The sequence below is a fragment of the Amycolatopsis echigonensis genome (assembly GCF_014174495.1).
GTDB lineage: Bacteria > Actinomycetota > Actinomycetes > Mycobacteriales > Pseudonocardiaceae > Amycolatopsis > Amycolatopsis echigonensis.
Window position 1 is genome coordinate 1 of the sequence record NZ_JACJHR010000020.1, and the last position, 22,273, is coordinate 22,273.

The window sequence follows — 22,273 nt, forward strand, 5'->3', positions numbered from 1 at the left end:
GAGAACTAGCTGGAACTGGGCGGGATAGCGGACGACGCCTTTGGCCCGGGCGATGCGGACTTCGCCTTCTTCTAGGACGGTGCGGAGCGAGTCGAGGCGTTGGTTGCCGAATTCGCAGGCCTCGTCTAGGAAAAGGACGCCTCGGTGGGCTCGGCTGATGGCACCGGGAGCGGCCAGACCCGTGCCGCCGCCGATGAGGGCTGGCGGGCTGATCGAGTGGTGCGGCGCGACGAATGGCGGGACCGTCACCAGGGGAGACGACTTCGACAGGGAGCCGTCTACGGAGTGGATGGCGGTTACCTCCAGGGATTCGTCCGGGGAGAGGTCCGGCAACAGACCGGGGAGACGTCTGGCGAGCATGCTTTTGCCGACGCCGGGCGGGCCGGTGAGCAGGAGATGGTGGCCTCCTGCCGCGGCGACTTCCAGGGCCCAGCGGGCTTCCGGTTGACCTACTACGTCGGCTAGGTCGGGGACTGCCGCAGGCGCGACAGCTGTGGGAGCGGCGGGAGGTTCCAGGTCGCCTTCGTCTTTCAGCCAGGCGATGAGTTCGGCCAGGCGCGTGACGCCGGAGACTTCCAGGCCGTCTACGAGGGCGGCCTCAACTAAGGATTCAGTCGGTACTACGGCGCGTTCGTGACCGGCGGCTTTGGCGGCCAGCAGGCCGGGGAGGACACCGCGCACGGGGCGGATTCGGCCGTCCAGCGCGAGTTCGCCTAGCAGGATGGTGTGCAGGAGTTTCCGGCCTGGGACGGCGCCGATGGCGGCTAGGACCGCGGCCGCGATGCCCAGGTCGTAGCCGGAGCCCATTTTGGGCAGGTTGGCGGGCGACAGGGCTAGCGTGATTTTGCCGTCCGGCCAGGACTGGCCGGAATTGCGGACTGCGGAGCGGACTCGGTCTTTCGCCTCGCGGAGGCCGGCGTCAGGCAGGCCGACCAGGGTCACTCGGCTGAGGCCGCCGCCTAGGTCAGCTTCGATTTCCACTACGCGGCCTTCGATGCCGAGCAACGCGACGGACCAGGTTTTGGCGTGCGGCATCAGAAAGCCCCCACCAGATGCCGCACGACGGGCTCTTCGCCGTTTGGCGCGTAGACGGTCACGACGTCGTAGCGGATGCGGCACCAGCCGACTCGATGTTCCTTGAGCCAGCGCATGGCGGCTCGGTGGACGCGGTCGATCTTTTCCGGAGTGACCGACTCGGCCGGGGTGCCGTATTCGGTGCTGGAGCGGGTTTTGACCTCGCAGAAGATCACCCGGTCGCCTTCGGACAGGACCAGGTCGAGTTCACCCTCGCGGCAGTGCCAGTTCCGGCTGAGCAGGACCATGCCGGCGGCCTGCAGATGCCGGGCGGCGAGGTCCTCGCCCCAGCGGCCGAACGTCCGGCGCCAGTGCGTGCCGGGGTGCGGGCCGTCGTTCATGGTGGTCCCCCTCGAACAGCGTGAGCACCGCCGATCACGGTGCGTGTACTTTCACGATCGCAACGTGATCAGCGCCCGCGCCAGGGGGATTCCGCGCAGCTGTGGATAACCCGGGGGTTGTGGATCGCGGCTGGTCTCAAAGGACAGGAAGCGACGGAATTGTCGGTGCGGTGTGCGGGCCGGCCGGAGAACGACGAAGGCCACCGGGCAGTGCCGGGTGGCCTTCGTGGCGAAAGAGCGGGTCAGCCCGAGAACGGACCGTCTTCCGGGAGCCGCAGATCGGGTTTGTCCAGTTCTTCGACGTTGACGTCCTTGAAGGTGATGACCCGGACGTGCTTGACGAACCGGGCGGGGCGGTACATGTCCCACACCCAGGCGTCCGACATGCGCACCTCGAAGTACACCTCGCCACCGCCGTCGCGGACCTGCACGTCCACCGCGTTGGCCAGGTAGAACCGCCGCTCGGTCTCCACCACGTACGAGAACTGGCCCACTATGTCGCGATACTCGCGGTACAGCGAGAGCTCCATCTCGGTCTCGTACTTCTCGAGATCCTCTGCGCTCATGAAATCCGCGCCCCTCCTCGCGTTCGTCCTGCTCCGGCGGCGGAGCGTTCATTCTTACCCACCGAGCGGTCCGGGGCACGGACCGGCCCGCCCGCATTTTCCAGGGCATTCTCCAGTGCAGCGTAGGTGAGCACGACCGGATGCGGGGCAGTGACTCCGTGTGCGAGGGCGATAGTGGCGACATTCGTGTAGGACCAGCGGTGCGCCGGGCTCGGGCCGTGCTCACTCAGCGCAGCCAAATGGTCCGCGGTGCTGTAGCCCTTGTGCACGTCGAACCCATAGGCCGGCAACTCTTCGTGCAGGCCGGCCATGATCCGGTCCCTCGTCACCTTCGCCAGGACGGACGCCGCCGCGATGCTCGCGACACTGCGGTCCCCCTTGATCACCGCGACGTTCGGCGCGGGAATGCCGGGAATCGGGAAACCGTCGGTGAGGACGTACCCGGGATGGGTGCGCAGACCGGCGACGGCGCGGCGCATGCCTTCCAGGTTCATCACCCGGATGCCGAGCAAGTCCACCTGCTCGGAGGGGATGACGATCACCGAGTAGTCGAGGGCGCGTTGCAGCACCCGGTCGTAAACCCGTTCCCGGGCCTTCGCGGTGAGCATCTTCGAATCGGTCAGCTCGGGCAGTCGCGCGCCGTCGCCGGGACGGAGCACGCACGAAGCCACCACGAGCGGACCCGCACAGGCTCCGGCACCGGCCTCGTCCACACCGGCGACCGGGCCGAGGCCGCGGCGTTCGAGTGCGCCTTGCAGACCCCAGAACAGCTCGCCGCGCACCACAGCGCGCGGCGGGCGGAGCGGTTCTGCCGGAATACGGGGAGGAGGGAGAGTCACCGAAACACCACCCGGGAGTCGCGGACGACGGAACGCACTGCTTACCGTGTCCGGCCGGCCGCCTTGCGGAGGCCAGCCTTCACGCGGCGTCCGACGAAGAGCGTGGGCACCGCGGTGGCGAAGCCGATGCCGAGCGGCAGCCCTTCCTGCCAGGCGGGCGCGCCGAGCGCGACCGGCTGGGCGTTCTGCTGCGGATTGTGGTCCGAGATCCCGCCCCAGCGGCTCGGCGGCAGCACGATGATGCGGGCCTTGCCGATGACGTGGTCCACGGGCACCGCACCGTTGGGACCGCCGCCGCCCTGATACCGCGAATCGGCGGAGTTGTTGCGGTTGTCGCCCATCACCCAGACGGTGCCCTGCGGGACCTTCACCGGGGCGAACGACTCCTGAACGGGGTGGTTCGGGTCTTCCCAGTGGATGTAGGGCTCGTCGAGGGATTTGCCGTCGACGATCACCCGGTTGCGGTTGTCGCAGCACTGGACGGTCTGGCCGCCGGTGGCGATGACGCGTTTGACGAAGTCCCGCTCGTCCGGCGGCGCGAAGCCGACCAGCGAGCCGATGCCGCGCAGCGCTCGGACGACGATGTTGCTCGACTCCTGCGGCGCGATCTCGTTCTCGGTCCACGCGGGCGGACCCTTGAACACGATCACATCCCCCGGGGAGGGGTCGGTGAAGTCGTAAGTGACGCGGTCGACCAGGATCCGGTCGCCGGTGCAGCCGGGGCAGCCGTGCAGCGTGGACTCCATGGATCCCGAAGGGATCATGTAGACCTTGGCGAGGAACGCCTGGATCAGGATCGTGAGCACCAGCGCGATCACGATCAGGATCGGCAGTTCCTTCCAGAACGACCGCTTTTTCGAGGACTTGCCTCGCCGGTGCGACCCCCGACGCCCGCCGGACCGTTCCTGGTCCTCCTCCGGGCGTTCGGGGCCGTCCTCATCGGCGTTCCGCGACACAGGTTCGACCACGTCGCCAGGCTACCGGTAGCCGACTCGTCACTCAGGAGGCGGAGGTGGTCTCGCGGTTCTCGCGGCGCTCCTTGATCTTGGCCTTCTTGCCGCGCAGCTCGCGCAGGTAGTACAGCTTCGCCCGGCGGACGTCGCCGCGCTTGAAGACCTCGACCTGCGACAGGTTCGGCGAGTGCACCGGGAAGGTGCGCTCGACGCCGACGCCGAACGAAACCTTGCGCACGGTGAAGGTCTCCCGGATGCCGCCGCCCTGACGGCGGATCACGACGCCCTGGAAGACCTGGTTGCGCTCGCGGTTGCCCTCGATGACGCGGACGTGCACCTTGAGCGTGTCGCCGGGGCGGAAGTCCGGGATGTCGGAACGCAGTGACTGCGCGTCCAGCGCGTCCAGGGTGTTCATCGGTGGTCCGTCCTCGTATTCGTGTGGCTTACGTACAGCTTGAGCGCGCAGTGGAGTTCACTGCGACTAGCCCGGGGCTGATGGCATTCACGGTTGGCCTCGCGGTCCTTTACTCCGGCCACTGGCCCTAGTAAAAACTCGCACGTCACGCCAACTGATTCATTATGGCAGAGGCCCCCGGAGACCTCGCACGGGGCCTATCCGGGCTGGTCGTCCAGCCCTTCGAGCACCTCGCGGTCCCGTTTGTCCAGGCTGCCCTCCGGCAGCTGGGCCAGCAGGTCCGGCCGCCGCCGCGCGGTGCGCTCGAGCGCCTGGTCGCGCCGCCAGCGGTCGATCAGCGCGTGGTTGCCCGAGCGCAGCACGTCCGGCACCGCCAGGTCGCGCCACACCTCCGGGCGGGTGTAGCTGGGGCCTTCGAGCAGGCCGTCGGAGAACGAGTCCTCGGCCGCCGACCGCGCGTTGCCGAGCACGCCCGGCAGCAGCCGGACCACGGCCTCGACGATCACCAGCACCGCTGCCTCGCCGCCGACCAGCACGTAGTCGCCGATCGAGACCTCGTCGACCGGCATCCGGCGGGCGGCGTCGTCGACGACCCGCTGGTCGATGCCCTCGTAGCGGCCGCAGGCGAACACCAGGTGCTTTTCCTCCGCGTACGCGTGTGCCAACTCCTGGGTGAACGGCTTTCCCGCGGGGGTCGGGACCACGAGCCGGGTCTCCTCGCCGCACACGTCGTCCAGGGCCGGGCCCCAGATCTGCGGCTTCATGACCATGCCGGGACCGCCGCCGTACGGCGCGTCGTCGACCGCGCGGTGCACGTCGTGGGTCCAGTCGCGCAGGTCGTGCACACCGACCTCGATCAGGCCGCGGTCGATCGCCCGGCCCAGCAGCGCGGCGCGCAGCGGGTCGAGGTACTCGGGGAAAATGGTGACGACGTCGATGCGCAAGCGGTTACCAGTTCCAGTACTCGGTGGCCTCGGCGTGCCACGGGCTCGGGACGTCCTGGTCGATCGCGAAGGCCATGCCGAGCCCCTTCGCGATCTTGATGCTGCGGTGCAGGGTCTCCCGCATCGGCGACCCGGCGGGCAGCCCGTTGTCGTCCGACCACGTCTCGGTCTGCGTAATGCAGGTTCGCGCACCGAAACGGGCGTTCGAGCACGGAGCGGGCGCGCCCCACGTCTGCAGGTGTTCGAAGTGGACGACCTTGCCCGAGCTCTGCCTGGTGATCGTGCCGCGCGCGACGAGCCGGTAGTCGGTGGACGGCACGGTCCAGCGCACGTAGTGCTGGCGGCCGCCGTCGGACGGGATCGCCGTGCATTGGGCCCCGTCGCATGCGGACTCTTCGGTGACCCGCTGCGAGTAGTAGGTGCCGTTGCCGTCCCAGCCGTCGAGCAGCACCCAGTCGCCCGAGCGGACGAAGTGCTCAGCGGTCGCCGGCGGCCACGTGACCGGGTCACCCCAGGTGATCTGCGATTCGGTGGCCGACTGCGGCGACCACGCCCACTGGAACGCCTTCTCCCCCGGCGGGGCGTACTGGCCAGCGCTGCGCTGGAACATCAGCGAAAAATCGCCGTACACCGGCGAAGCGGCCTGCGCGGGCGGCGCGGCGAAAGCGGTGGCCAGAACAGCCGCGAAGCCGGCCTTCATCCAGAACTTCACGAGCTCCCCCTCACTCGGCGTCGAGGAGGCCCTCGGGCGGATCGAGCACGACCCGGCCCCCCGCGACGTCCACCACCGGGACGATGGCGCGGACGAACGGTACCAACACCGAGCGCCCGTCGTGATCGAGTTCGAGCAGTTCCCCGGCCGGCGAGTGGACCACCTCGACGACCTTGCCCACGACGGTCCCGTCGAGCAGTTCGGCGCGCAGGCCGGCCAGCTCGTGGTCGTAGAACTCGTCCGGGTCGCCGGTGGGCGGCAGCGCGTCGGTGTCCGCCAGCAGCAGGGCGCCGCGCAGGGTTTCCGCGACGTCGCGCGTGAGCACTTCCTCGAAACGCACCAGCAGCCGCCCGCTATGTTCGCGGGCGGCTGCGATGGTGAGTTCTCTCGTGCTGCCGTCGCGCAGCTTCGTCGTGACGACCGCACCGATCGCGAACCGCTCCTGCGGCGAATCCGTGCGCACGTCGACCGCGAGCTCGCCGCGGATGCCGTGCGCCTTCGCGATACGGCCGACTACGACGTCCATACCTGACCGTTTCCGAGAATCCGGATCAGCGATCGGTGTCGACGACGTCCACCCGGACGCCGCGGCCGCCGATGCCGCCCATCACGGTGCGCAGAGCGGTCGCGGTGCGCCCGCCCCGGCCGATCACCTTGCCGAGATCGTCGGGGTGGACGTGCACCTCGAGCGTGCGGCCACGACGCGTGGTCAGCAGCTCGACCCGGACCTCGTCCGGGTTGTCGACGATCCCGCGCACCAGGTGCTCGAGGGAGTCGGCGAGGAAGCTCACTCGGACTTCTCGCCCTCAGCAGCTTCGGCCTTCTCGGCCTCGGCCTTCTTCGGGGCCGACTTCTTCTTCGGCGTGACGGCCTCGGTGGAGGGCTCCTCGCCGGCCGCGGCCAGGGCCGCGTTGAACAGGTCCTGCTTGGACGGCTTCGGCTCGGCCACCTTCAGGGTGCCCTCGGCGCCCGGCAGGCCCTTGAACTTCTGCCAGTCGCCGGTGATCTCGAGGATGCGCTGGACCGGCTCGGTCGGCTGCGCGCCGACGCCCAGCCAGTACTGCGCCCGCTCGGTGTCGACCTCGATGAAGCTCGGCTCTTCCTTCGGGTGGTACTTGCCGATCGTCTCGATGGCCTTGCCGTCCCGGCGGGTGCGCGCGTCGGCGATGATGATGCGGTAGTACGGCGCACGGATCTTGCCGAGGCGCTGCAGCTTGATCTTGACGGCCACGGGTGTGGGTACTCCTCAGTGCTGTGTGGTGCAGGGCGCGCGCGGAGCCCGTGGGGACAGGCTCGCGGTGCCCGGAGGTCAGGAGCTTCCACACGGCGAGAGGGTCCGGCGGAAGCGGGCAAGCAAACATTCTGCCAGATGCGTCGTTGTGCCTGCGCAGGGGCTCCCGCGCAGGCCCCGCCGGGCCTCAGAACGACGCGAGGCCGAGCGCGCCGAGCAGGATCGCGACCGCGGGCAGGAAGTTGTTGACCGCGTGCGCGACGATGCTGCCGGCCAGCCGTCCGGTGGACAGCCGGGCCAGCCCGATCGGGATCGAGATCACCAGCAGCAGCGTGGTGCGCAGCGGTTCCAGGTGGCTGGCCGCGAAGACCGCGGTGGACAGCAGGAACGCGGCGATCCGGCCCCAGCGCTCGCTGCGCCATTGCAGCCGCTCGACCGCTCCCCAGAGCAGGCCGCGGTAGATGATCTCCTCGCAGATCGGCCCGAGCAGCCACAGGTAGCCGAACATCACCGCGGCGGCGGGCACGGACATCTTGCGGTCGTCGACCAGCGCGCTGATCGCCGACGTCGCGTCCGCCGTGCCGACCAGCTGGGTCCACACGTAGGCGCTCAGCGAGGTGAGCACGAGGCCGAGCATGCCGAATTTGAGGCCGGTCCAGACGTCCGCCCAGCGCCATTCGAGCCGCAGGTCGAGCTTCGGCCCGTTGCCGCGGACGACGGTGATCAGCACCGCGACGCCGGCGGCGATCATGGTGGGCAGCATCGTGCCGAGCAGCACCGTGCTGATCGGCAGCGGCCTGCCCGGAGCCGTCGGCCCGGACAGTGCGCCGATGAACGCGGCCGACGCCAGCAGCACCGCCTCGACCAGCAGGAACGCCCCGAATCCCCAGCGATGCGCCGGGAACGCGGTCGGTTCGGCCACGAAGTCCTCCGGGGAGAGCGCGCGAGAGAGGGGTTCACCGGGCTGTGATGTGGTCACGCCCGCCTCCCCGTGCTCGCTCTGCTCACCGGTCGAGCCTAGCGGCCGAAATGATTTCGCACAGTACTCGGCTGGTCACCGGCTTCCGCATCGCCCGCCTGCCCTCAGTGCCCGGTGAAGAGGAGGACGGCGGGCGGCAGGTTGTTGGCCGCGTGCGCGAGCACGCTCGCCGACGTCCGGCCCGAATACTGCCGCGCCAGCCCGAGGACCAGACCCTGGCCGAACAGCGCGATCGTGCGCGTGGTCTCGCCGTGCAGCAGCGCGAACATCAACGAGGTGAGGACGAGCACCACCCACGGCGGGATCTTGTAGTGCAGCAGGGCGTTCCACAGCACCCCGCGCAGAAGCAGTTCCTCGGTGAGCGGGACGGCGATCACCAGCACCAGTGCGGTCGTGACGAGCCAGAGCGTGCTGCCGCCGGACACGTCGGGCAGGTCGGTGAGCGGGCTGTCGGACACCTCGTCGCCGCCGAAGACGGCGATTTCGGCGGCGTTCAGCACGAAGCCGACGACGAGCGCGAGCAACCCGCAGGCGAGACCGATCCGGAGGTCGCGGCCCCGGACGCGGAGCCCGAAGTCGCGTTCGAGGCCGGAGCCGTACCGCAGCGAGGCGATCGCCGGGCCGAGGCCGAGCACCAGGTTCGGCAGGAAAGCCAGCAGCAGCAACGGTCCCGCGTACGCCTCGACCGGGTCGTCGTCGCCGACGTGCCGGTTGAACGCGGCCGAGGTGAGGAGGGTGACGAGGTAGTAGCCGGCTACGCCGAAGAAGAACGCGGCGAAGGCCCAATGGGCACCCAGAATTCGCTTTCCCCCACGGTCTTCGGCCACGGGTTCACGCTATGTGCCTGTGCTGTGGCACATCGAGGCGGGGTCAGTGGAAGACGGTGCCGCCCAAGACGATGTGGGTCGGGTGGTGCAGGGCGGCGAGGTCGGCGCGCGGGTCGTCGGCGTAAACGATCAGGTCCGCCGGGGCACCGTGCTCGATGCCGGGGTGGCCCAGCCATTCGCGCGCTTCCCAGGACGCGCTCGCGAGAGCCTGCGTACGCGACATGCCCGCACGATGAAGCGCTTCGACCTCGTCGGCGATACGGCCGTGCGCGACCATGCCGCCCGCGTCCGTGCCCGCGAAGACGCGTACGCCCGCTTCAACCGCCGAAGAGACCATGTCGGCGACACCGGTGTGCAGCGCGCGCATGTGGGCCGCGTACGTCGGGTACTTGCCTGCCTTGTCCGCGATGCCCGGGAAGTTCTCGATGTTGATGAGCGTCGGCACCAACGCGACGTCGCGGCGCGCGAGTTCGGCGAGCTGGTCTGGCGACAGCGCGGTGCCGTGTTCGAGACAGTCGATGCCCGCGCCGATCAGGCCCGGCAACGCGGCTTCGCCGAACACGTGCGCGGTGACGCGTGCGCCGAGGTCGTGGGCGATGCGGATGGCTTCGGCCAGCACGTCGTCCGGCCACAGCGGTGCGAGGTCGCCTTGGCCGCGGTCGATCCAGTCGCCGACGAGCTTGACCCAGCCGTCGCCGTCGCGGGCCTGTTCGGCGACCGCTTCGGGCAGCAGCGGCGGGTCGTCCAGTTCGATCGCGAAGCCGGGAATGTACCGCTTCGGCAGCGCCAGGTGGCGTCCGCAGCGGATGATCGTCGGCAGGTCGGCGCGCGATTGCAGCGGCCGGACGTCCAGGGGCAGGCCGCAGTCGCGGATCAGCAGGGTGCCCGCGTCGCGGTCGGTCGCCGCCTGGTCCGCCGCCTCCTCGACCGACAGTCCGCCGTGCGGGCCGAGGCCCGGGTGGCAGTGCGCGTCGACGAGTCCCGGGACCACGAATCCGCCGGTGGACAGCGTTTCCGCGCCGGGAATCGGCTCGAACGACAGCTTTCCGTCCTGAATCCAGAGGTCACGCGGTTCGCCGTCAGGCAGGACGGTGCCGTGCAGGTGCAGCGGGCTCAATTGCTCTTCGGGTCCTTCGGCAGCTTGAACTTGGACGGGTCGAAGCCGGGCACGTCGTTCATGCCGCCGAGCTGGGACAGGTCCGGCATCCCGCCGCCGCCCATGCCGCCCGGGGGAAGCATCGGCATGCCACCGGGCATCCCGCCGCGCATCTTCGGCTGCGTGGGGCCGCGCCCCTTGCCCTTCTTCCCCTTCTTGCCCTTGCGGTTCTTGCTCCCGCCGCCTCCGCCGCCGAAGCCGAACCGGCCGGCCATCTGCGCCATCATCTTGCGCGCCTCGAAGAAGCGGTTGACCAGGTCGTTGACCTCGCGGACGGTGACGCCGGAGCCGTTCGCGATGCGCAGCCGGCGCGAGCCGTTGATGATCTTCGGGTCGGCGCGCTCGGCGGGGGTCATGCCGCGGATGATCGCCTGGAGCCGGTCGAGCTGCTTGTCGTCGACCGCGGCGAGCTGGTCTTTCATCTGGCCCGCGCCGGGCAGCATGCCGAGCAGGTTGCCGATCGGGCCCATCTTGCGCACCGCGAGCATCTGCTCGAGGAAGTCCTCCAGCGTGAGCTGGCCGCTGGTGAGCTTTTGCGCGGCCTGTTCGGCCTGCTCCTGGTCGAAGTGCTGTTCGGCCTGCTCGATCAGGGTCAGCACGTCGCCCATGCCCAGGATGCGCGAGGCCATCCGGTCCGGGTGGAACGTGTCGAAGTCCTCGAGCTTTTCGCCGTTGGACGCGAAGAGGATCGGCTGGCCGGTGACCTCGCGGACGGACAGCGCGGCACCACCGCGGGCGTCGCCGTCGAGCTTCGTGAGCACCACGCCGGTGAAGCCGACACCATCGCGGAACGCCTCGGCCGTGGTGACCGCGTCCTGACCGATCATGGCGTCGACCACGAACAGGACTTCGTCCGGCTGCACGGCCTCGCGGATGTCCGCGGCCTGCTTCATCAGCTCTTCGTCGACACCCAGGCGGCCCGCGGTGTCGACGACCACGATGTCGTGCTGCGCGTGCTTGGCCTCTTCGATCGCGCGGCGGGCGACGTCGACCGGGTCGCCGACGCCGTTGCCCGGCTCCGGCGCGAACGTGGTGACGCCCGCCCGCTCGCCGACGACCTGCAGCTGGGTGACCGCGTTCGGCCGCTGGAGGTCACAGGCGACCAGCATCGGCGCGTGGCCCTGTTTCTTCAGCCACATCGCCAGCTTGCCGGCCAGCGTCGTCTTGCCAGCACCCTGGAGACCGGCGAGCATGATCACCGACGGCGGGTTCTTGGCCAGGTTCAGCCGCCGCGTCTCGCCGCCGAGGATGCCGACGAGCTCCTCGTTGACGATCTTGACGACCTGCTGCGCCGGGTTCAGCGCCTGGGAGACCTCGGCGCCCTTCGCCCGGTCCTTGATCTTCGCGATGAACGCCTTGACCACCGGGAGCGCGACGTCCGCTTCCAGCAGCGCGATGCGGATCTCGCGCGCAGTGGCGTCGATGTCGGCGTCGGACAGCCGGCCCTTGCGCGAGAGCGACTGCAGGGCCGAGGTGAGCCGATCGGAGAGGGTGTCGAACACGGGGGTGCACGCTCCAGCTGGGTCGAAAGTTCGCGTGCCGGGCGGTGCTCGGCACCCCCGGCATCTTCCGAGGGTAGCCGCCCCGGCCACCCGGCCTTCACGGGTACGGGAAGGGTACTACGCACCCGCGTATTAATTGGCCGAGCGACAACAGGTCAACTGCGCGAAAATCGTTCGACCGGCTTCGCGGATTAAGTAAACATAGGCGTATGACATCAGCAACTGCCCGGCGTCCGACGCTCGCCGAACCGGCAGGAGACGAGGACGAACAGGTCCCGTTCAGCCGCATCGCTGGCCTGTTCCGGCCGCACCGGGGTGCGCTGGCCGGGCTGTGCGCGCTGCTGGTCGTGCAGGCCGGGCTGGGCGTGACCTCGCCGTTCCTGCTGCGGGAGATGCTGGACGACGCGCTGCCGCACCGCGACGCCCTGCTGGTGAGCCTGCTCGCCGCCGGAATGATCGCCGCCGCGCTCGGGTCCGGAGCGCTGAGCGTGCGGACGACCGGGCTGTCCAACACCATCGGCCAGCGGGTGATGAACGAACTGCGGGTGGCGGTGTACAGCCATCTGCAGCGCATGTCGCTCGGCTTCTACACCCGGACCAAGACCGGCGAGGTGCTGTCGCGGGTGTTCAACGACATCGGCGGTGTGGACAACGTCGTGACCGGGACCGCCGCGTCGATCGTGCAGAACGGCACCACGGCGCTGGCGATCGCGGTGGCGATCCTGGTCATGAACTGGCAGCTGGCGCTGTTGTCGCTGGTCGTCGTGCCGTTGTTCCTGCTGTTCACCCTGCGGCTCGGCGGCAAGCAGCGGAAGCTCGCCCGCGGCCGGACCCGGCGGATGGCGAGGCTGACCACGATCGTCGAGGAATCGCTGTCGGTCACCGGCGTGCTGCTGGCCAAGACGATGGGCAACGCGACGCTGATGCGCGACCGGTTCGCCGAGGAGTCGCGCGAGGTCGCGGCGCTGGAGCGCAGTGCCGCGCTGGCCGGGCGGTGGCAGCGGGCGGCGCGGACGATGAGCCTCACGATCATCCCGGCGCTGGTCTATTGGGCAGCCGGGCTGGAGCTCGCCGGTGGTGCGGCCCCGATTTCGCTGGGCACCGTCGTCGCGTTCACCAGCATGTTGAACCGGCTGCTCACGCCGGCGACGGCGATGCAAACGGTGGGCCAGAACGTCGCGTCGGCGAAGGCGTTGTTCGGGCGGATCTTCGAGGTGCTCGATCTGCCGGTGGAGATCGACGACCGGCCGGGCGCGCGGACGCTGCGGCCCAGCGGCGGGGCGGTTTCGATGCGCGGGGTGTCGTTCCGCTACGACGACGATGGCCCGTGGACATTGCGCGATATCGACCTCGACGTGCCCGCGGGGACCACGACAGCGCTGGTCGGGTCGACGGGTTCGGGGAAGACGACGCTCGCCTACCTGGTCGCTCGGTTGTATGAGGTGACCGAGGGAAAGGTATGCGTGGACGGGACGGACGTCCGGGATGTCACGCTCGCGTCGCTGGCTGCCGGGGTGGGATTGGTGTCGCAGGAGACGTATCTCTTCCACGCGTCAGTGCGGGAGAACCTGCGTTTCGCGAAGCCGGACGCCACCGACGAGGAGCTGGAGAACGCCGCGAAGGCCGCGCACATCCACGACACGCTGGCCGCGCTGCCGGACGGGTACGACACCGTGGTCGGCGAGCGTGGATATCGGTTCTCCGGCGGGGAGAAGCAGCGGATGGCGATCGCGCGGATCCTGCTGCGCAATCCGCCGGTGCTGATCCTGGACGAGGCGACGAGTTCGCTGGACAACCGCACCGAACGGGCGGTGCAGGCGGAACTGGACCGGCTCGCGGCGGGCCGCACGACGATCGCGATCGCGCATCGGCTGTCCACTGTGGAGCATGCGGACCAGATCGCGGTGCTGGACGCCGGGCGGATCGTCGAACGGGGCACGCACGCGGAACTGCTGGCGCTGGACGGGCGGTATGCCGCGTTGGTCCGAGGAGAGGCCGCCTAATCTGGCCTCATGCAGACCGAACCCGCCGACGAGCTGGCGATGCTGGCCCGGGCGGTGCGCGAGGGCGTCGGCCGGCTGAACTGGCGGATGCGCTCCGAGGCGGACACGCCCGCCCCGGGACCGGCGGTGCTGGCGGTGCTGTCGCGGCTGTACCGGGGCGGCACGCATACGCCGAGCGAACTGGCCGAGGCGGAACGGATGCACCCGCAGTCGCTGACGCGGATCCTGGCCTCGCTGGCCGAACGCGGCTGGATCACGCGCACTCCCGATCCGGCGGACGGGCGGCGGTCGCTGATCGACATCACTCCCGCCGGCCTGCGGGAACTGCGCAACTATTCGATCGCGCGGGAGGCCTGGCTGGCCGCTGCTCTCGAACGGACGCTCAGCCCGACCGAGCGGGAGCTGCTCCGGCTCGCGGCGGGGCTGCTGACGCGGATCGCGGATTCCTGAAGCCTGGGAGTCCCGGGGCGGCCGCTCCCCACGGCCGTCCCCGGAACTCTGGCGGAAGAGCTCACCTCCCCGGGAGCCTTCCGCCGCAGGCACGCGGAGCGGTTCCCCCTCGACCACCCGGCGTTGGGGAGAAGTCTGCCGTCCGGGACCGGGCGCGCGGCAGCGTGAAGTCCCTCAATCGGCACTGAGTAGAACTACTCAAACGCGGGTGTCGGGCCCCGCGGAGTCGCTCGTGAACTCGAAGAGCGGTTCCGAATCGGCGAGTTCCTCGGCCGAGCAGCTCACCGCGCAGGCCGCGGCCTGGAGGACTTCGGTGAGAACCTCGACCTCCGACGGCGAGACAGCGGCGAGCGCGGGATTGCGGACGTCCATGCGGCCGGCGAGACCGGCCAGTGCGTGAGACAGCGCGTGCTGGCCCGCGACCAGCTGGGTGACCACCTCGGACAGCTCGCCGAGGGTGGCGGCCGATCCGTCGCCGCGGAGCAGGGCGGAGAGTTCTTCGGCGCAGGTGCGCAGGTGCCCGGCCACGACTGTCGGGGGCAGCGAAAGCTCGGGCAGGTTCTCGTGACCTCGCACCGCGTTCACCTCGCCCCTTGCTCGGACCTGCCATCCTGCCATCGGAACGGGGGTTGTCGCTTCCGACACCCCGAATGGGTGAGCCCGGATGGCGCAATTGCAGGTGGTGTGCCCTGCGCGGCTGCGCCGCGAGAAGACGGTTGCGAGGGGCACCCCGAAGCTGGATTGTGCTGACGGTCTGGGGGTGCTTGTCAAGGCGGGAAAGATGCCTTGACAAACACCCCCCAGACCGCAGGGAGGCTTCGTATCGGGGTGCGGGGGAGGGTCTGGGTGCCTCGATCGTCGGGTGCGCGGGTGCGGTCGGGTGGGCGGGTGGGCGGTCCGTGAAGGGCTCCTTGAGGGAATTAGATTCCCTCAAGGAGCCCTTCACGGACGGTCAGGAGACTGCGGCTAGGACGGCCTCGGTGATCACGGTTCGCCACTGTGGGGTGACGTGGCCGGAGCGGGGTGACAGGGCGAAGGAGTCGACGACGGCGCCGCCTAGGGTCGCGGCTTTTGCCCAGTGGACGTCGGCCTCGGCGCGGCGCAGGGCGCTTGCCACGCGGAACAGCAGGCCGATCCGGTCGGCGGCGCGCAGTTCCAGCACGACGGCGTCCGGGCCGCTCGTTTCGTCGTCGAACCATCGCACGACCGGCTTGACCACGGCTGGCGACGAGGTGGCGTAGTCCCGTTCCTTCGCGGCCAGCCGTTGGGTGAGCGGCATCGTTCCGGCGACCGCGCGGGCGAACTGTTCCCGCAGCAGCGCGGGATCCGGGAGCGAGCCGAACTTCGGCGACGCGGTGAACACGCCTGCCCGGCCTCGGCCGGAGTGTTCGCGCAGAACCGCGGAGTGGACCTCCAGGGAGTTCAGTGCCAGCACCCCGGCCGCGGGGGCGAGCAGTTCGCGGTCCGCGGGCACGGCCAGCAGGACCGTGACGACCTTGCCCTGTGCGGAGATCCGGATCTGCCCGGCGCCGGTCCGGGCGGCCTCGGCGACCAGTTCGCGCTGGTCGTCGTCCAGCGGCTCGGGCGGCGTGAAACCCTTGCCGTGCACCGCTTCCTCGCAGCCGCTGACGAGTTCGGCCAGCAGCCGGTCCTTCCAGTCGGTCCAGACGCCGGGTCCGGTGGCCAGCGAGTCGGCGCGGGTCAGGGCGTGCAGGAGTTCCAGCAGGACGACGTCGCGGTCCAGGGTTTTCACCACCCGCGAGATGGTCGCGGGGTCGCCGATGTCGCGTCTGGTCGCGGTGTGCGGGAGCAGCAGGTGGTGGCGGACCATGGCGGAAACCGTCGCGACGTCCTCGGGCGGCAGGCCCAGCCGTTGCGCTACCGAGGCGGAAATCTTCGCACCCAGTTCGGAGTGGTCGGCCTCGCGGCCCTTGCCGATGTCGTGCAGCAGCGCGCCGATCAGCAGCAGGTCGGGCCGCGACACGGTGGTGGTCAGCTTCGCTGCTTCGACACACGCCTGAACGAGGTGCCGGTCGACAGTCCACTGGTGCACGGGCGACCGCGGCGGCAGGTCGCGCACGGACCCCCATTCCGGGAACAGCCGGGCCCACAGGCCGGTGCGGTCCAACGCCTCGACCGCGTCGACCAGCCCTTCCCCCGCGCCCAGCAGTTCGACGAGGGCGTTGCGGGCGTCGTCCGGCCACGGCTCGCGCAGCTCGGGCGCGGACTCGGCGAGCGTGCGCAAAGTACCTGGTGAGATGGGCTTTTGTGTCCGAGCCGACGCGGCTGCCGCGCGAAGCAGGAGCGCCGGGTCTCGTGCCGGGAGCGCGTCTCGGGCCAGCGCGACTTCGTCGCCGTGCAACACGACGCCCTCAGCCAACGGACGGCGCACGGGACGTCGACCGAAAAGCGGGCGTGGTTGTTCCACAGTGGACCGAAGGGCGACATCGACGGCGTACGCGATGGTCCGGCCCGCACCGGAAAGCTTGCGCGCCAAGGCGAATCTGTCGCCCAGCTCCAGTTCGTGCGCGACGACGTCGGCGTCCGGAGCGCTGAGGATGTCCCGTTCTCGACGGGATTCGCGGCGCAGTTCCGTGCGAACGTCGAGCAGGAGTTGCTTGGCTGCCAGCAGTTCTTCGCCCGGTCGCGCGGTGAGCTGTCCGGCCGCGAGGGCTTCCAGCACGCCGAAGTCGCGGAGGCCGCCGCGGCCGTGTTTGAGGTCCGGCTCGGCGGATTGGGCGATCTCGCCGCTGCGCCGCCATCGGGTGTGGACGGATTCGGCCAGCTCCGGCAAACGTTTGCGGGCCGTCCGCCGCCACTGGTCGCGGGCGGCGGAAGCGAGGCGTTCGGTGAGAGCCGGGTCGCCGGCCAGGTGCCGGGCGTCGAGGAGACCGAGCGCGGTCCGCAGGTCCTCCGCCGCGACTTTCAGCGCCTCGCCGGGGGTGCGGACCGAATGGTCGAGGCCGACCCGCGCGTCCCACAGCGGGTACCACAGCGCGTCGGCGATCTCCCCGATCTGACTGTTTCCGTTGTGCAGCAGCACTAAATCGAGATCGGAGTACGGCACCAGCTCGCGCCGTCCCAACCCCCCTACGGCGACCAGCGCGACACCTGGGTCCGCGGTGTCGACGCCGGCCGCCGTCGCTCCTTTCCCGAGCCAGAACTCGTACAGATCGACCAGGGACGTCCGCAGGGCGGGCGCTCCGTGCCGTCCTTCGAGCAGCAGCGCAGTGGCTCGGGCGAGTTCTCCCCCGTCGGTCATCGGCTACAGCGCGTCCGTGCCGCGTTCGCCGGTGCGGACCCGGATCACCGTCTCCACCGGCGTCACCCAGACCTTCCCGTCGCCGATCTTGCCGGTGTGCGCGGCGGTGGTGACGGCGTCGAGGACCTTCTCGACCACGGCGTCGTCCGCCACGACCTCGATCTTCAGCTTGGCCACGAAGTCCACCGAGTACTCGGCCCCCCGGTAGACCTCGGTGTGCCCCTTCTGCCTGCCGTAGCCCTGGACCTCGCTCACCGTCATCCCGAGCACGCCCAGCTGCTCCAGCGAGGAGCGGACGTCGTCGAGCGTGAACGGCTTGACGATCGCGGTGATGAGCTTCATGCCTTGGTCTCCTCGAGTTTCGTGACGGGCTTGGCCGGGAACGTGCTCGAGTGGCCGAGGCCGCCCATGCCGGTGAAGTCGTAGGCGCTCTCCGCGTGCTGACCCTCGTCGATGCCGCTGACCTCGTGCTCGGTGCTCACGCGGAACCCGCCCGCCTTCTTGATCGCGAAGCCGATGATCAAGGTCATGATGAACGAGTAGCCCAGGACCGCAAGCGCGGCGACCACCTGGATGCCCAGCTGCTTGAAGCCGCCGCCGTAGAACAGGCCGTCCGCGCCCGCCGAGTTCACGCTCTTGGTGGCGAAGAGCCCGATCAGCACGGTGCCGACGAGACCGCCGACGAGGTGCACGCCGACGACGTCGAGGGAGTCGTCGAAGCCGAGGCGGAACTTGAGCGAGATGGCCAGCGCGCACAGCACCCCGGCGATGACGCCGATCGCGATCGAGCCGAGCGGGCTCACGAAACCGCAGGCGGGCGTGATCGCGACCAGCCCGGCGACCGCACCCGACGCCGCGCCGAGCGTGGTCGGCTTGCCGAACTTCAGCTGCTCGACGAGCAGCCAGCCGAGCACCGCGGCCGCGGTCGCGACGGTGGTGTTGGTGAACGCGACGCCCGCGAGGTCGTTCGCACCGAGCGCGGAACCGGCGTTGAAGCCGTACCAGCCGAACCACAGCAGCGACGCGCCGAGCAGGACGAACGGGACGTTGTGCGGACGGCCGGTGTCCTTCGGCCAGCCCTTGCGCTTGCCGAGCACCAGCGCGAGGGCGAGACCCGCGGCACCGGCGTTGATGTGCACCGCCGTGCCGCCGGCGAAGTCGAGCGCCTTGAGCTGGTTGGCGATCCAGCCGCCCACCGCGTCCTTGCCGGTGAATCCGTCGAACGAAAACACCCAGTGCGCGACCGGGAAGTACACGACGATCACCCAGATCGCCACGAAAAGCGTCCAGCCCCAGAACTTGGCGCGATCCGCGATGGCACCGGAAATCAGCGCCGGGGTGATGATCGCGAACATCAACTGGAACATGCAGAACGCGAGCAGCGGCAAGGCGTCCGGACCCGGCCACGGAACCGCGGGCGGGCCGGAGCTCGCGAGCCCGACGAGTTTGCCGAACGCGTCCGACAGGCCCGCGTAGTCGAGGTTCCCGACCAGGCCGCCGAAAGCGTCGTCGCCGAAGGACAGCGAGAACCCGAAAAGCACCCACAGCACCCCGACTATCGCGAGTGCGATGAAGTTCATCATCAACATGTTCAAAACGCTCTTCGCGCGGACCATGCCGCCGTAGAAGAACGCGAGGCCTGGGGTCATGAGCATGACCAGCGCGGCGCTGATCAGCACCCAGGCGGTATCTCCGGCGTTCAGCACAATCGTCCTCCCGTGCCGTGGGCAACTGCAGAGGAAGTGTTGGCCGCCGGTGTTTCACCAGGCTTCGGTTCACGTTTCCCTCGCGTGAACTCCGGTGCGGTGGTTGTTACGGGGACGTTTCCAGAGACCCAGGGCGAAATGTCCGGTCAGGCAACCTCATGGTCGAATAGCGCCCATGTCTTTGCCTGATCGGGTGATCGAAGCGCTGCGCTGTTCGGTGTGCGCCGAGCCGGTCTCGCTGACCGGCCGGACGCTGCGCTGCGAGCGGCGGCATGCGTTCGATCTGGCCCGGCAGGGTTACGTCAACCTGCTGCACGCGCGCATCCCGGCGGGAACGGCCGACACCGCGCCGATGGTGGACGCGCGGGCGGCGTTCTTGTCTTCCGGTGCGTACGCGCCGCTCGCCGAGGCGGTCGCCGCGGCTGGTTCTGCTCCTGGATTGATCATCGACGCCGGAGCCGGGCCTGGCTATTACCTCTCGCGAGTGCTGGACGAAGCGCCGGACGCGGTCGGGCTGGCGCTGGACGTGTCGGCGATCGCGTTGCGACGGGCCGCGCGGGCGCATGCCCGGCTGGGTGCGGCGGTGTGGAACCTGTGGGAGCCGTGGCCGGTGGCCGACGAGGTGGCTTCGGTGGTTTTGGACGTGTTCTCGCCGCGGAACGCCGCGGAGTTCCATCGGGTGCTCGCGCCGGGCGGGAAGCTGGTGGTGGCGTCGCCTTTGCCCGGGCATCTCGCGGAACTGGGCGATCTGGTGCTCGCGGTGGACTCGCGGAAGGAAGAACGGCTCGAGGACGCCCTGGGCGGGCTGTTCGTGCGGGAGTCCGCGGCGGAGGTGGTCCGGACTCAGCCGTTCAGTGCCGCGCAGGTGCGGGACGTGGTCGCGATGGGCCCCGCGGGATTCCACCTGGACCGGGATGGGCGGCGGGAGAGGCTCGAGGCCGCGGCGGGGAGGGACGTGACGCTGGCGGTTTCGGTGAGCACTTGGCGGAAACGGTGAGGGCCAGGCCGGACACCCGAGTACGAACGGCCCAACTGAGCGACGTCGAGGCGATCTGCCGCTTCGGCGAAAGGCACATCCCGCCGCACTACACCCCGCTGATCGGCGAAGCGGCGGCCCAGCGCCAAGTCCGCCAGTGGTGGAACGAATCGCACGTCTCCGCGGCGGTGGCGGACGGGCGAGTTGTCGTCGCCGAAACCGGCGGACGCATCGTCGGCGTCGGGCAGCGCGGACCGGATCACGTCGTCTACAAGCTTTACCTGCACCCGGACCACCGCGGCCACGGGCTGGGCCCACAGCTGCTCGACGCCCTCGCCAGCCAGCTGCCGGAAGACGTCGGCCAGCTGCGCATCGAGCATTTCGCCGCCAACGAGCGGGCCGCGGCGTTCTACGAACGGGAAGGCTTCGCGGTCGAGCGGATCGAACCGGACCCCGCCGGGGATCCGGCGCTCGCGGTGGTCTGGCGAGCCCGCCCGATCACTCTCCGGGAGGAATGGCCGCCGCCCCGGGCGCTGGGTTAGCGTGGCGCTCGATGAGCGAACGTACCTGGGGCTTCCGCACCCGCGCCCTGCACGCCGGCGGCACTCCCGACCCCGCGACCGGGGCTCGTGCGGTGCCGATCTACCAGACGACCAGCTTCGTGTTCGAGGACGCGGCCGACGCGGCCAACCTGTTCGCGCTGCAGAAGTACGGGAACGTCTACAGCCGGATCGGCAACCCGACCGTCGCGGCGTTCGAGGAGCGCGTCGCGAGTCTCGAGGGGGCCATCGGCGGGGTCGCGACGGCCAGCGGGCAGGCGGCGGAGTTCCTGACGTTCTCGGCGCTCGCGGAGGCCGGCGACCACATCGTGTCGGCTGCCGGACTGTACGGCGGGACGGTCACGCAGCTCACCGGAACGCTCGCGCGGTTCGGTGTCGAGACGACGTTCGTGCACGGCGACACCGAGGACTACGCCAAAGCGGTGACCGACCGCACGAAGCTGATCTACACCGAGGTGATCGGCAACCCGAGCGGTGCGATCGCGGACCTCGCCGGGCTGGCCGATCTCGCGCGTTCGCACGACATTCCTCTCGTGGTCGACGCGACGCTCGCCACGCCGTACCTCTGCCGCCCGATCGAGCACGGCGCGGACATCGTCCTGCATTCGGCCACGAAGTTCCTCGGCGGACACGGCACGACGCTCGGCGGGGTCGTCGTCGAGGCAGGAACTTTCAACTGGGGCAACGGAAAGTTCCCCCGGATGACCGAGACCGTCGACAGCTACGGCGGGCTCAAGTACTGGGAGAACTTCGGCGAGTACGCGTTCTGCACGCGGCTGCGCGCGGAGCAGTTGCGCGACATCGGCGCGGTGCTGTCGCCGCATTCGGCGTTTTTGCTGCTGCAGGGCGTGGAAACGCTGCCGCAGCGGATGGACGCACATGTCGTCAACGCGCGGGCGATCGCGGAGTACCTGAACGCCGACCCGCGGGTCGCATGGGTGTCTTACGCCGGGTTGCCGGATCACCCGCATCACGAGCGCGCCGCGCGGTATCTGCCGCAGGGGCCGGGCGCGGTGTTTTCGTTCGGGGTGAAGGGCGGACGCGCGGCGGGCGAGAAATTCGTGGAGTCGGTGGAACTGTTGTCGCACTTGGCAAACGTCGGCGACGCGCGGACGTTGGTGATCCATCCGGCTTCGACGACGCACGCGCAACTGTCCGAGGATCAGCTCGCCGCGGCGGGCGTCGGCCCGGACCTGATCCGGCTGTCGGTCGGGCTGGAGGACGTCGAGGATCTGCTGTGGGATCTCGACCAGGCTCTCGACAAGGCGGTGAACGCGTGAGTTACGACGTCGGAGCGGTCGAACGGCGGCGTCTTCTCGGGCGCACGAAGTCGGTGACGGTCGTGGGCGCGTCGGCGAATCCGGCGCGGCCGAGCTACTTCGTGGCGACGTATCTGCTGTCTTCGACGCGGTACGAGGTCAACTTCGTGAACCCGCGGCTCGACACGTTGCTGGGGCGGCCGGTGTATCCGTCGCTCGCGGACGTGCCGGGCGAGCTGGATCTGGTGAGCGTGTTCCGCAAGCACGATGACCTCCCCGGGGTAGCCGAGGAGGTCATCGAGGCAGGGGCGCGGACTCTGTGGCTCCAGCTCGGCCTGTGGCACGAACCGGTGGCGGACCGCGTCCGCGAAGCGGGGTTGGACGTGGTGATGAACCGCTGTGTGAAAATCGAACACGCGCGTTTCGCGGGCGGTTTGCATCTCGCCGGATTCAACACCGGGGTGATCAGCTCCCGGCGGCAAACGGCACCGTAAACCAGGTGCTGACCTCAGGACGGT

At 69.6% G+C, this 22,273-nt stretch carries 25 protein-coding genes; 6 read left to right on the top strand and 19 right to left on the bottom strand.

The window, feature by feature from the left end; all coding sequences use genetic code 11:
* The 15 genes from H5411_RS15900 to ffh all read right to left on the bottom strand — a co-directional run.
* Positions 1 to 1,035 (bottom strand): YifB family Mg chelatase-like AAA ATPase (locus H5411_RS15900; protein WP_183124269.1); only part of this gene is annotated, 1,035 nt, incomplete at its 3' end.
* Positions 1,035 to 1,415, bottom strand: a complete 381-nt coding sequence (locus H5411_RS15905; protein WP_101435136.1) for a YraN family protein — start codon at positions 1,413 to 1,415, stop codon at positions 1,035 to 1,037. The genes H5411_RS15905 and H5411_RS15900, both read right to left, overlap by 1 nt.
* Positions 1,416 to 1,657: 242 nt before the next feature.
* Positions 1,658 to 1,981: a DUF2469 domain-containing protein gene (locus H5411_RS15910; protein ID WP_003096226.1), complete on the bottom strand. Its 324-nt coding sequence runs from the start codon at positions 1,979 to 1,981 to the stop codon at positions 1,658 to 1,660.
* Complete coding sequence (locus H5411_RS15915; RefSeq protein ID WP_101435137.1) at positions 1,978 to 2,766, bottom strand: ribonuclease HII; 789 nt, start codon at positions 2,764 to 2,766, stop codon at positions 1,978 to 1,980. Before H5411_RS15915 ends, H5411_RS15910 begins: the two co-directional genes overlap by 4 nt.
* Positions 2,767 to 2,861: 95 nt before the next feature.
* Positions 2,862 to 3,788 (bottom strand): signal peptidase I, encoded by a 927-nt coding sequence (gene lepB / locus H5411_RS15920; RefSeq protein WP_101435138.1) that lies wholly within the window; start codon positions 3,786 to 3,788, stop codon positions 2,862 to 2,864.
* Between the two features lie 31 nt (positions 3,789 to 3,819).
* A complete protein-coding gene (gene rplS / locus H5411_RS15925; RefSeq protein ID WP_037366629.1) occupies positions 3,820 to 4,188 on the bottom strand; it encodes a 50S ribosomal protein L19 in 369 nt (122 codons plus the stop codon).
* 197 nt (positions 4,189 to 4,385) lie between these two features.
* Positions 4,386 to 5,132 carry a tRNA (guanosine(37)-N1)-methyltransferase TrmD gene (gene trmD, locus H5411_RS15930; protein WP_101435139.1) on the bottom strand — a complete coding sequence of 249 codons (747 nt, stop codon included), beginning with the start codon at positions 5,130 to 5,132 and terminating at the stop codon, positions 4,386 to 4,388.
* Positions 5,133 to 5,136: 4 nt separating this feature from the next.
* On the bottom strand, positions 5,137 to 5,844 hold the full coding sequence (locus H5411_RS15935) for a hypothetical protein (protein WP_244194561.1): 708 nt from the start codon (positions 5,842 to 5,844) through the stop codon (positions 5,137 to 5,139).
* A 10-nt stretch (positions 5,845 to 5,854) separates the two neighbouring features.
* A complete protein-coding gene (gene rimM, locus H5411_RS15940) occupies positions 5,855 to 6,370 on the bottom strand; it encodes a ribosome maturation factor RimM (RefSeq protein ID WP_101435140.1) in 516 nt (171 codons plus the stop codon).
* Between the two features lie 25 nt (positions 6,371 to 6,395).
* Positions 6,396 to 6,635 (bottom strand): RNA-binding protein, encoded by a 240-nt coding sequence (locus H5411_RS15945; RefSeq protein WP_003103110.1) that lies wholly within the window; start codon positions 6,633 to 6,635, stop codon positions 6,396 to 6,398.
* A complete protein-coding gene (rpsP, locus tag H5411_RS15950; protein ID WP_009074451.1) occupies positions 6,632 to 7,075 on the bottom strand; it encodes a 30S ribosomal protein S16 in 444 nt (147 codons plus the stop codon). Before rpsP ends, H5411_RS15945 begins: the two co-directional genes overlap by 4 nt.
* Positions 7,076 to 7,262: 187 nt before the next feature.
* Positions 7,263 to 8,054, bottom strand: a complete 792-nt coding sequence (locus H5411_RS15955) for a CPBP family intramembrane glutamic endopeptidase (RefSeq protein WP_167441863.1) — start codon at positions 8,052 to 8,054, stop codon at positions 7,263 to 7,265.
* Positions 8,055 to 8,158: 104 nt separating this feature from the next.
* A complete protein-coding gene (locus H5411_RS15960; protein ID WP_101435142.1) occupies positions 8,159 to 8,881 on the bottom strand; it encodes a CPBP family intramembrane glutamic endopeptidase in 723 nt (240 codons plus the stop codon).
* Between the two features lie 43 nt (positions 8,882 to 8,924).
* The gene (locus tag H5411_RS15965; protein WP_101435143.1) at positions 8,925 to 9,998 is read right to left on the bottom strand and encodes an amidohydrolase family protein; all 1,074 of its coding nucleotides are present in this window, start codon (positions 9,996 to 9,998) and stop codon (positions 8,925 to 8,927) included.
* Positions 9,995 to 11,539: a signal recognition particle protein gene (gene ffh, locus H5411_RS15970; RefSeq protein WP_101435144.1), complete on the bottom strand. Its 1,545-nt coding sequence runs from the start codon at positions 11,537 to 11,539 to the stop codon at positions 9,995 to 9,997. Before ffh ends, H5411_RS15965 begins: the two co-directional genes overlap by 4 nt.
* A gap of 209 nt (positions 11,540 to 11,748) precedes the next feature.
* On the opposite strand from ffh, the gene H5411_RS15975 reads away from it, so the two are divergent.
* Together H5411_RS15975 and H5411_RS15980 are read left to right on the top strand one after the other, a co-directional pair.
* Positions 11,749 to 13,542: an ABC transporter ATP-binding protein gene (locus H5411_RS15975; RefSeq protein WP_101435145.1), complete on the top strand. Its 1,794-nt coding sequence runs from the start codon at positions 11,749 to 11,751 to the stop codon at positions 13,540 to 13,542.
* 9 nt (positions 13,543 to 13,551) lie between these two features.
* Entirely contained in the window at positions 13,552 to 13,992 is a 441-nt protein-coding gene (locus tag H5411_RS15980) for a MarR family winged helix-turn-helix transcriptional regulator (RefSeq protein WP_101435146.1), read from the top strand.
* Positions 13,993 to 14,190: 198 nt separating this feature from the next.
* Here H5411_RS15980 and H5411_RS15985 read toward each other — a convergent pair whose 3' ends face one another.
* The 4 genes from H5411_RS15985 to H5411_RS16000 form a co-directional block, all read right to left on the bottom strand.
* Positions 14,191 to 14,568, bottom strand: coding sequence for a hypothetical protein (locus H5411_RS15985; RefSeq protein WP_208637304.1), 378 nt, complete (start codon positions 14,566 to 14,568; stop codon positions 14,191 to 14,193).
* A gap of 376 nt (positions 14,569 to 14,944) precedes the next feature.
* Positions 14,945 to 17,254 carry a [protein-PII] uridylyltransferase gene (locus H5411_RS15990; RefSeq protein WP_183124270.1) on the bottom strand — a complete coding sequence of 770 codons (2,310 nt, stop codon included), beginning with the start codon at positions 17,252 to 17,254 and terminating at the stop codon, positions 14,945 to 14,947.
* A gap of 3 nt (positions 17,255 to 17,257) precedes the next feature.
* Positions 17,258 to 17,596, bottom strand: a complete 339-nt coding sequence (locus H5411_RS15995) for a P-II family nitrogen regulator (protein ID WP_101435149.1) — start codon at positions 17,594 to 17,596, stop codon at positions 17,258 to 17,260.
* Entirely contained in the window at positions 17,593 to 18,960 is a 1,368-nt protein-coding gene (locus tag H5411_RS16000) for an ammonium transporter (RefSeq protein ID WP_167441864.1), read from the bottom strand. Before H5411_RS16000 ends, H5411_RS15995 begins: the two co-directional genes overlap by 4 nt.
* A gap of 175 nt (positions 18,961 to 19,135) precedes the next feature.
* Here H5411_RS16000 and H5411_RS16005 point away from each other — a divergent pair, with 175 nt between their 5' ends.
* The 4 genes from H5411_RS16005 to H5411_RS16020 are packed head-to-tail and all read left to right on the top strand — an operon-like array spanning position 19,136 to position 22,249.
* A complete protein-coding gene (locus H5411_RS16005; RefSeq protein ID WP_183124271.1) occupies positions 19,136 to 19,957 on the top strand; it encodes a putative RNA methyltransferase in 822 nt (273 codons plus the stop codon).
* Entirely contained in the window at positions 19,954 to 20,478 is a 525-nt protein-coding gene (locus H5411_RS16010; RefSeq protein ID WP_101435151.1) for a GNAT family N-acetyltransferase, read from the top strand. The genes H5411_RS16005 and H5411_RS16010 overlap by 4 nt, the downstream gene beginning before the upstream one ends.
* Before the next feature lie 11 nt (positions 20,479 to 20,489).
* Positions 20,490 to 21,776 carry an O-acetylhomoserine aminocarboxypropyltransferase/cysteine synthase family protein gene (locus H5411_RS16015; protein ID WP_101440713.1) on the top strand — a complete coding sequence of 429 codons (1,287 nt, stop codon included), beginning with the start codon at positions 20,490 to 20,492 and terminating at the stop codon, positions 21,774 to 21,776.
* Positions 21,773 to 22,249: a CoA-binding protein gene (locus H5411_RS16020; RefSeq protein ID WP_101435152.1), complete on the top strand. Its 477-nt coding sequence runs from the start codon at positions 21,773 to 21,775 to the stop codon at positions 22,247 to 22,249. Before H5411_RS16015 ends, H5411_RS16020 begins: the two co-directional genes overlap by 4 nt.
* The last annotated feature ends 24 nt before the right edge of the window (positions 22,250 to 22,273 follow it).

Coding starts and splice junctions, on each gene's coding strand:
- H5411_RS15905 (WP_101435136.1), bottom strand. CDS start 1,415: ATGAACGACGGCCCGCACCCCGGCACGCACTGGCGCCGGACGTTCGGC.
- H5411_RS15910 (WP_003096226.1), bottom strand. CDS start 1,981: ATGAGCGCAGAGGATCTCGAGAAGTACGAGACCGAGATGGAGCTCTCG.
- rplS (WP_037366629.1), bottom strand. CDS start 4,188: ATGAACACCCTGGACGCGCTGGACGCGCAGTCACTGCGTTCCGACATC.
- rimM (WP_101435140.1), bottom strand. CDS start 6,370: ATGGACGTCGTAGTCGGCCGTATCGCGAAGGCGCACGGCATCCGCGGC.
- H5411_RS15975 (WP_101435145.1), top strand. CDS start 11,749: ATGACATCAGCAACTGCCCGGCGTCCGACGCTCGCCGAACCGGCAGGA.
- H5411_RS15980 (WP_101435146.1), top strand. CDS start 13,552: ATGCAGACCGAACCCGCCGACGAGCTGGCGATGCTGGCCCGGGCGGTG.
- H5411_RS15990 (WP_183124270.1), bottom strand. CDS start 17,254: ATGACCGACGGGGGAGAACTCGCCCGAGCCACTGCGCTGCTGCTCGAA.
- H5411_RS15995 (WP_101435149.1), bottom strand. CDS start 17,596: ATGAAGCTCATCACCGCGATCGTCAAGCCGTTCACGCTCGACGACGTC.
- H5411_RS16005 (WP_183124271.1), top strand. CDS start 19,136: ATGTCTTTGCCTGATCGGGTGATCGAAGCGCTGCGCTGTTCGGTGTGC.
- H5411_RS16015 (WP_101440713.1), top strand. CDS start 20,490: ATGAGCGAACGTACCTGGGGCTTCCGCACCCGCGCCCTGCACGCCGGC.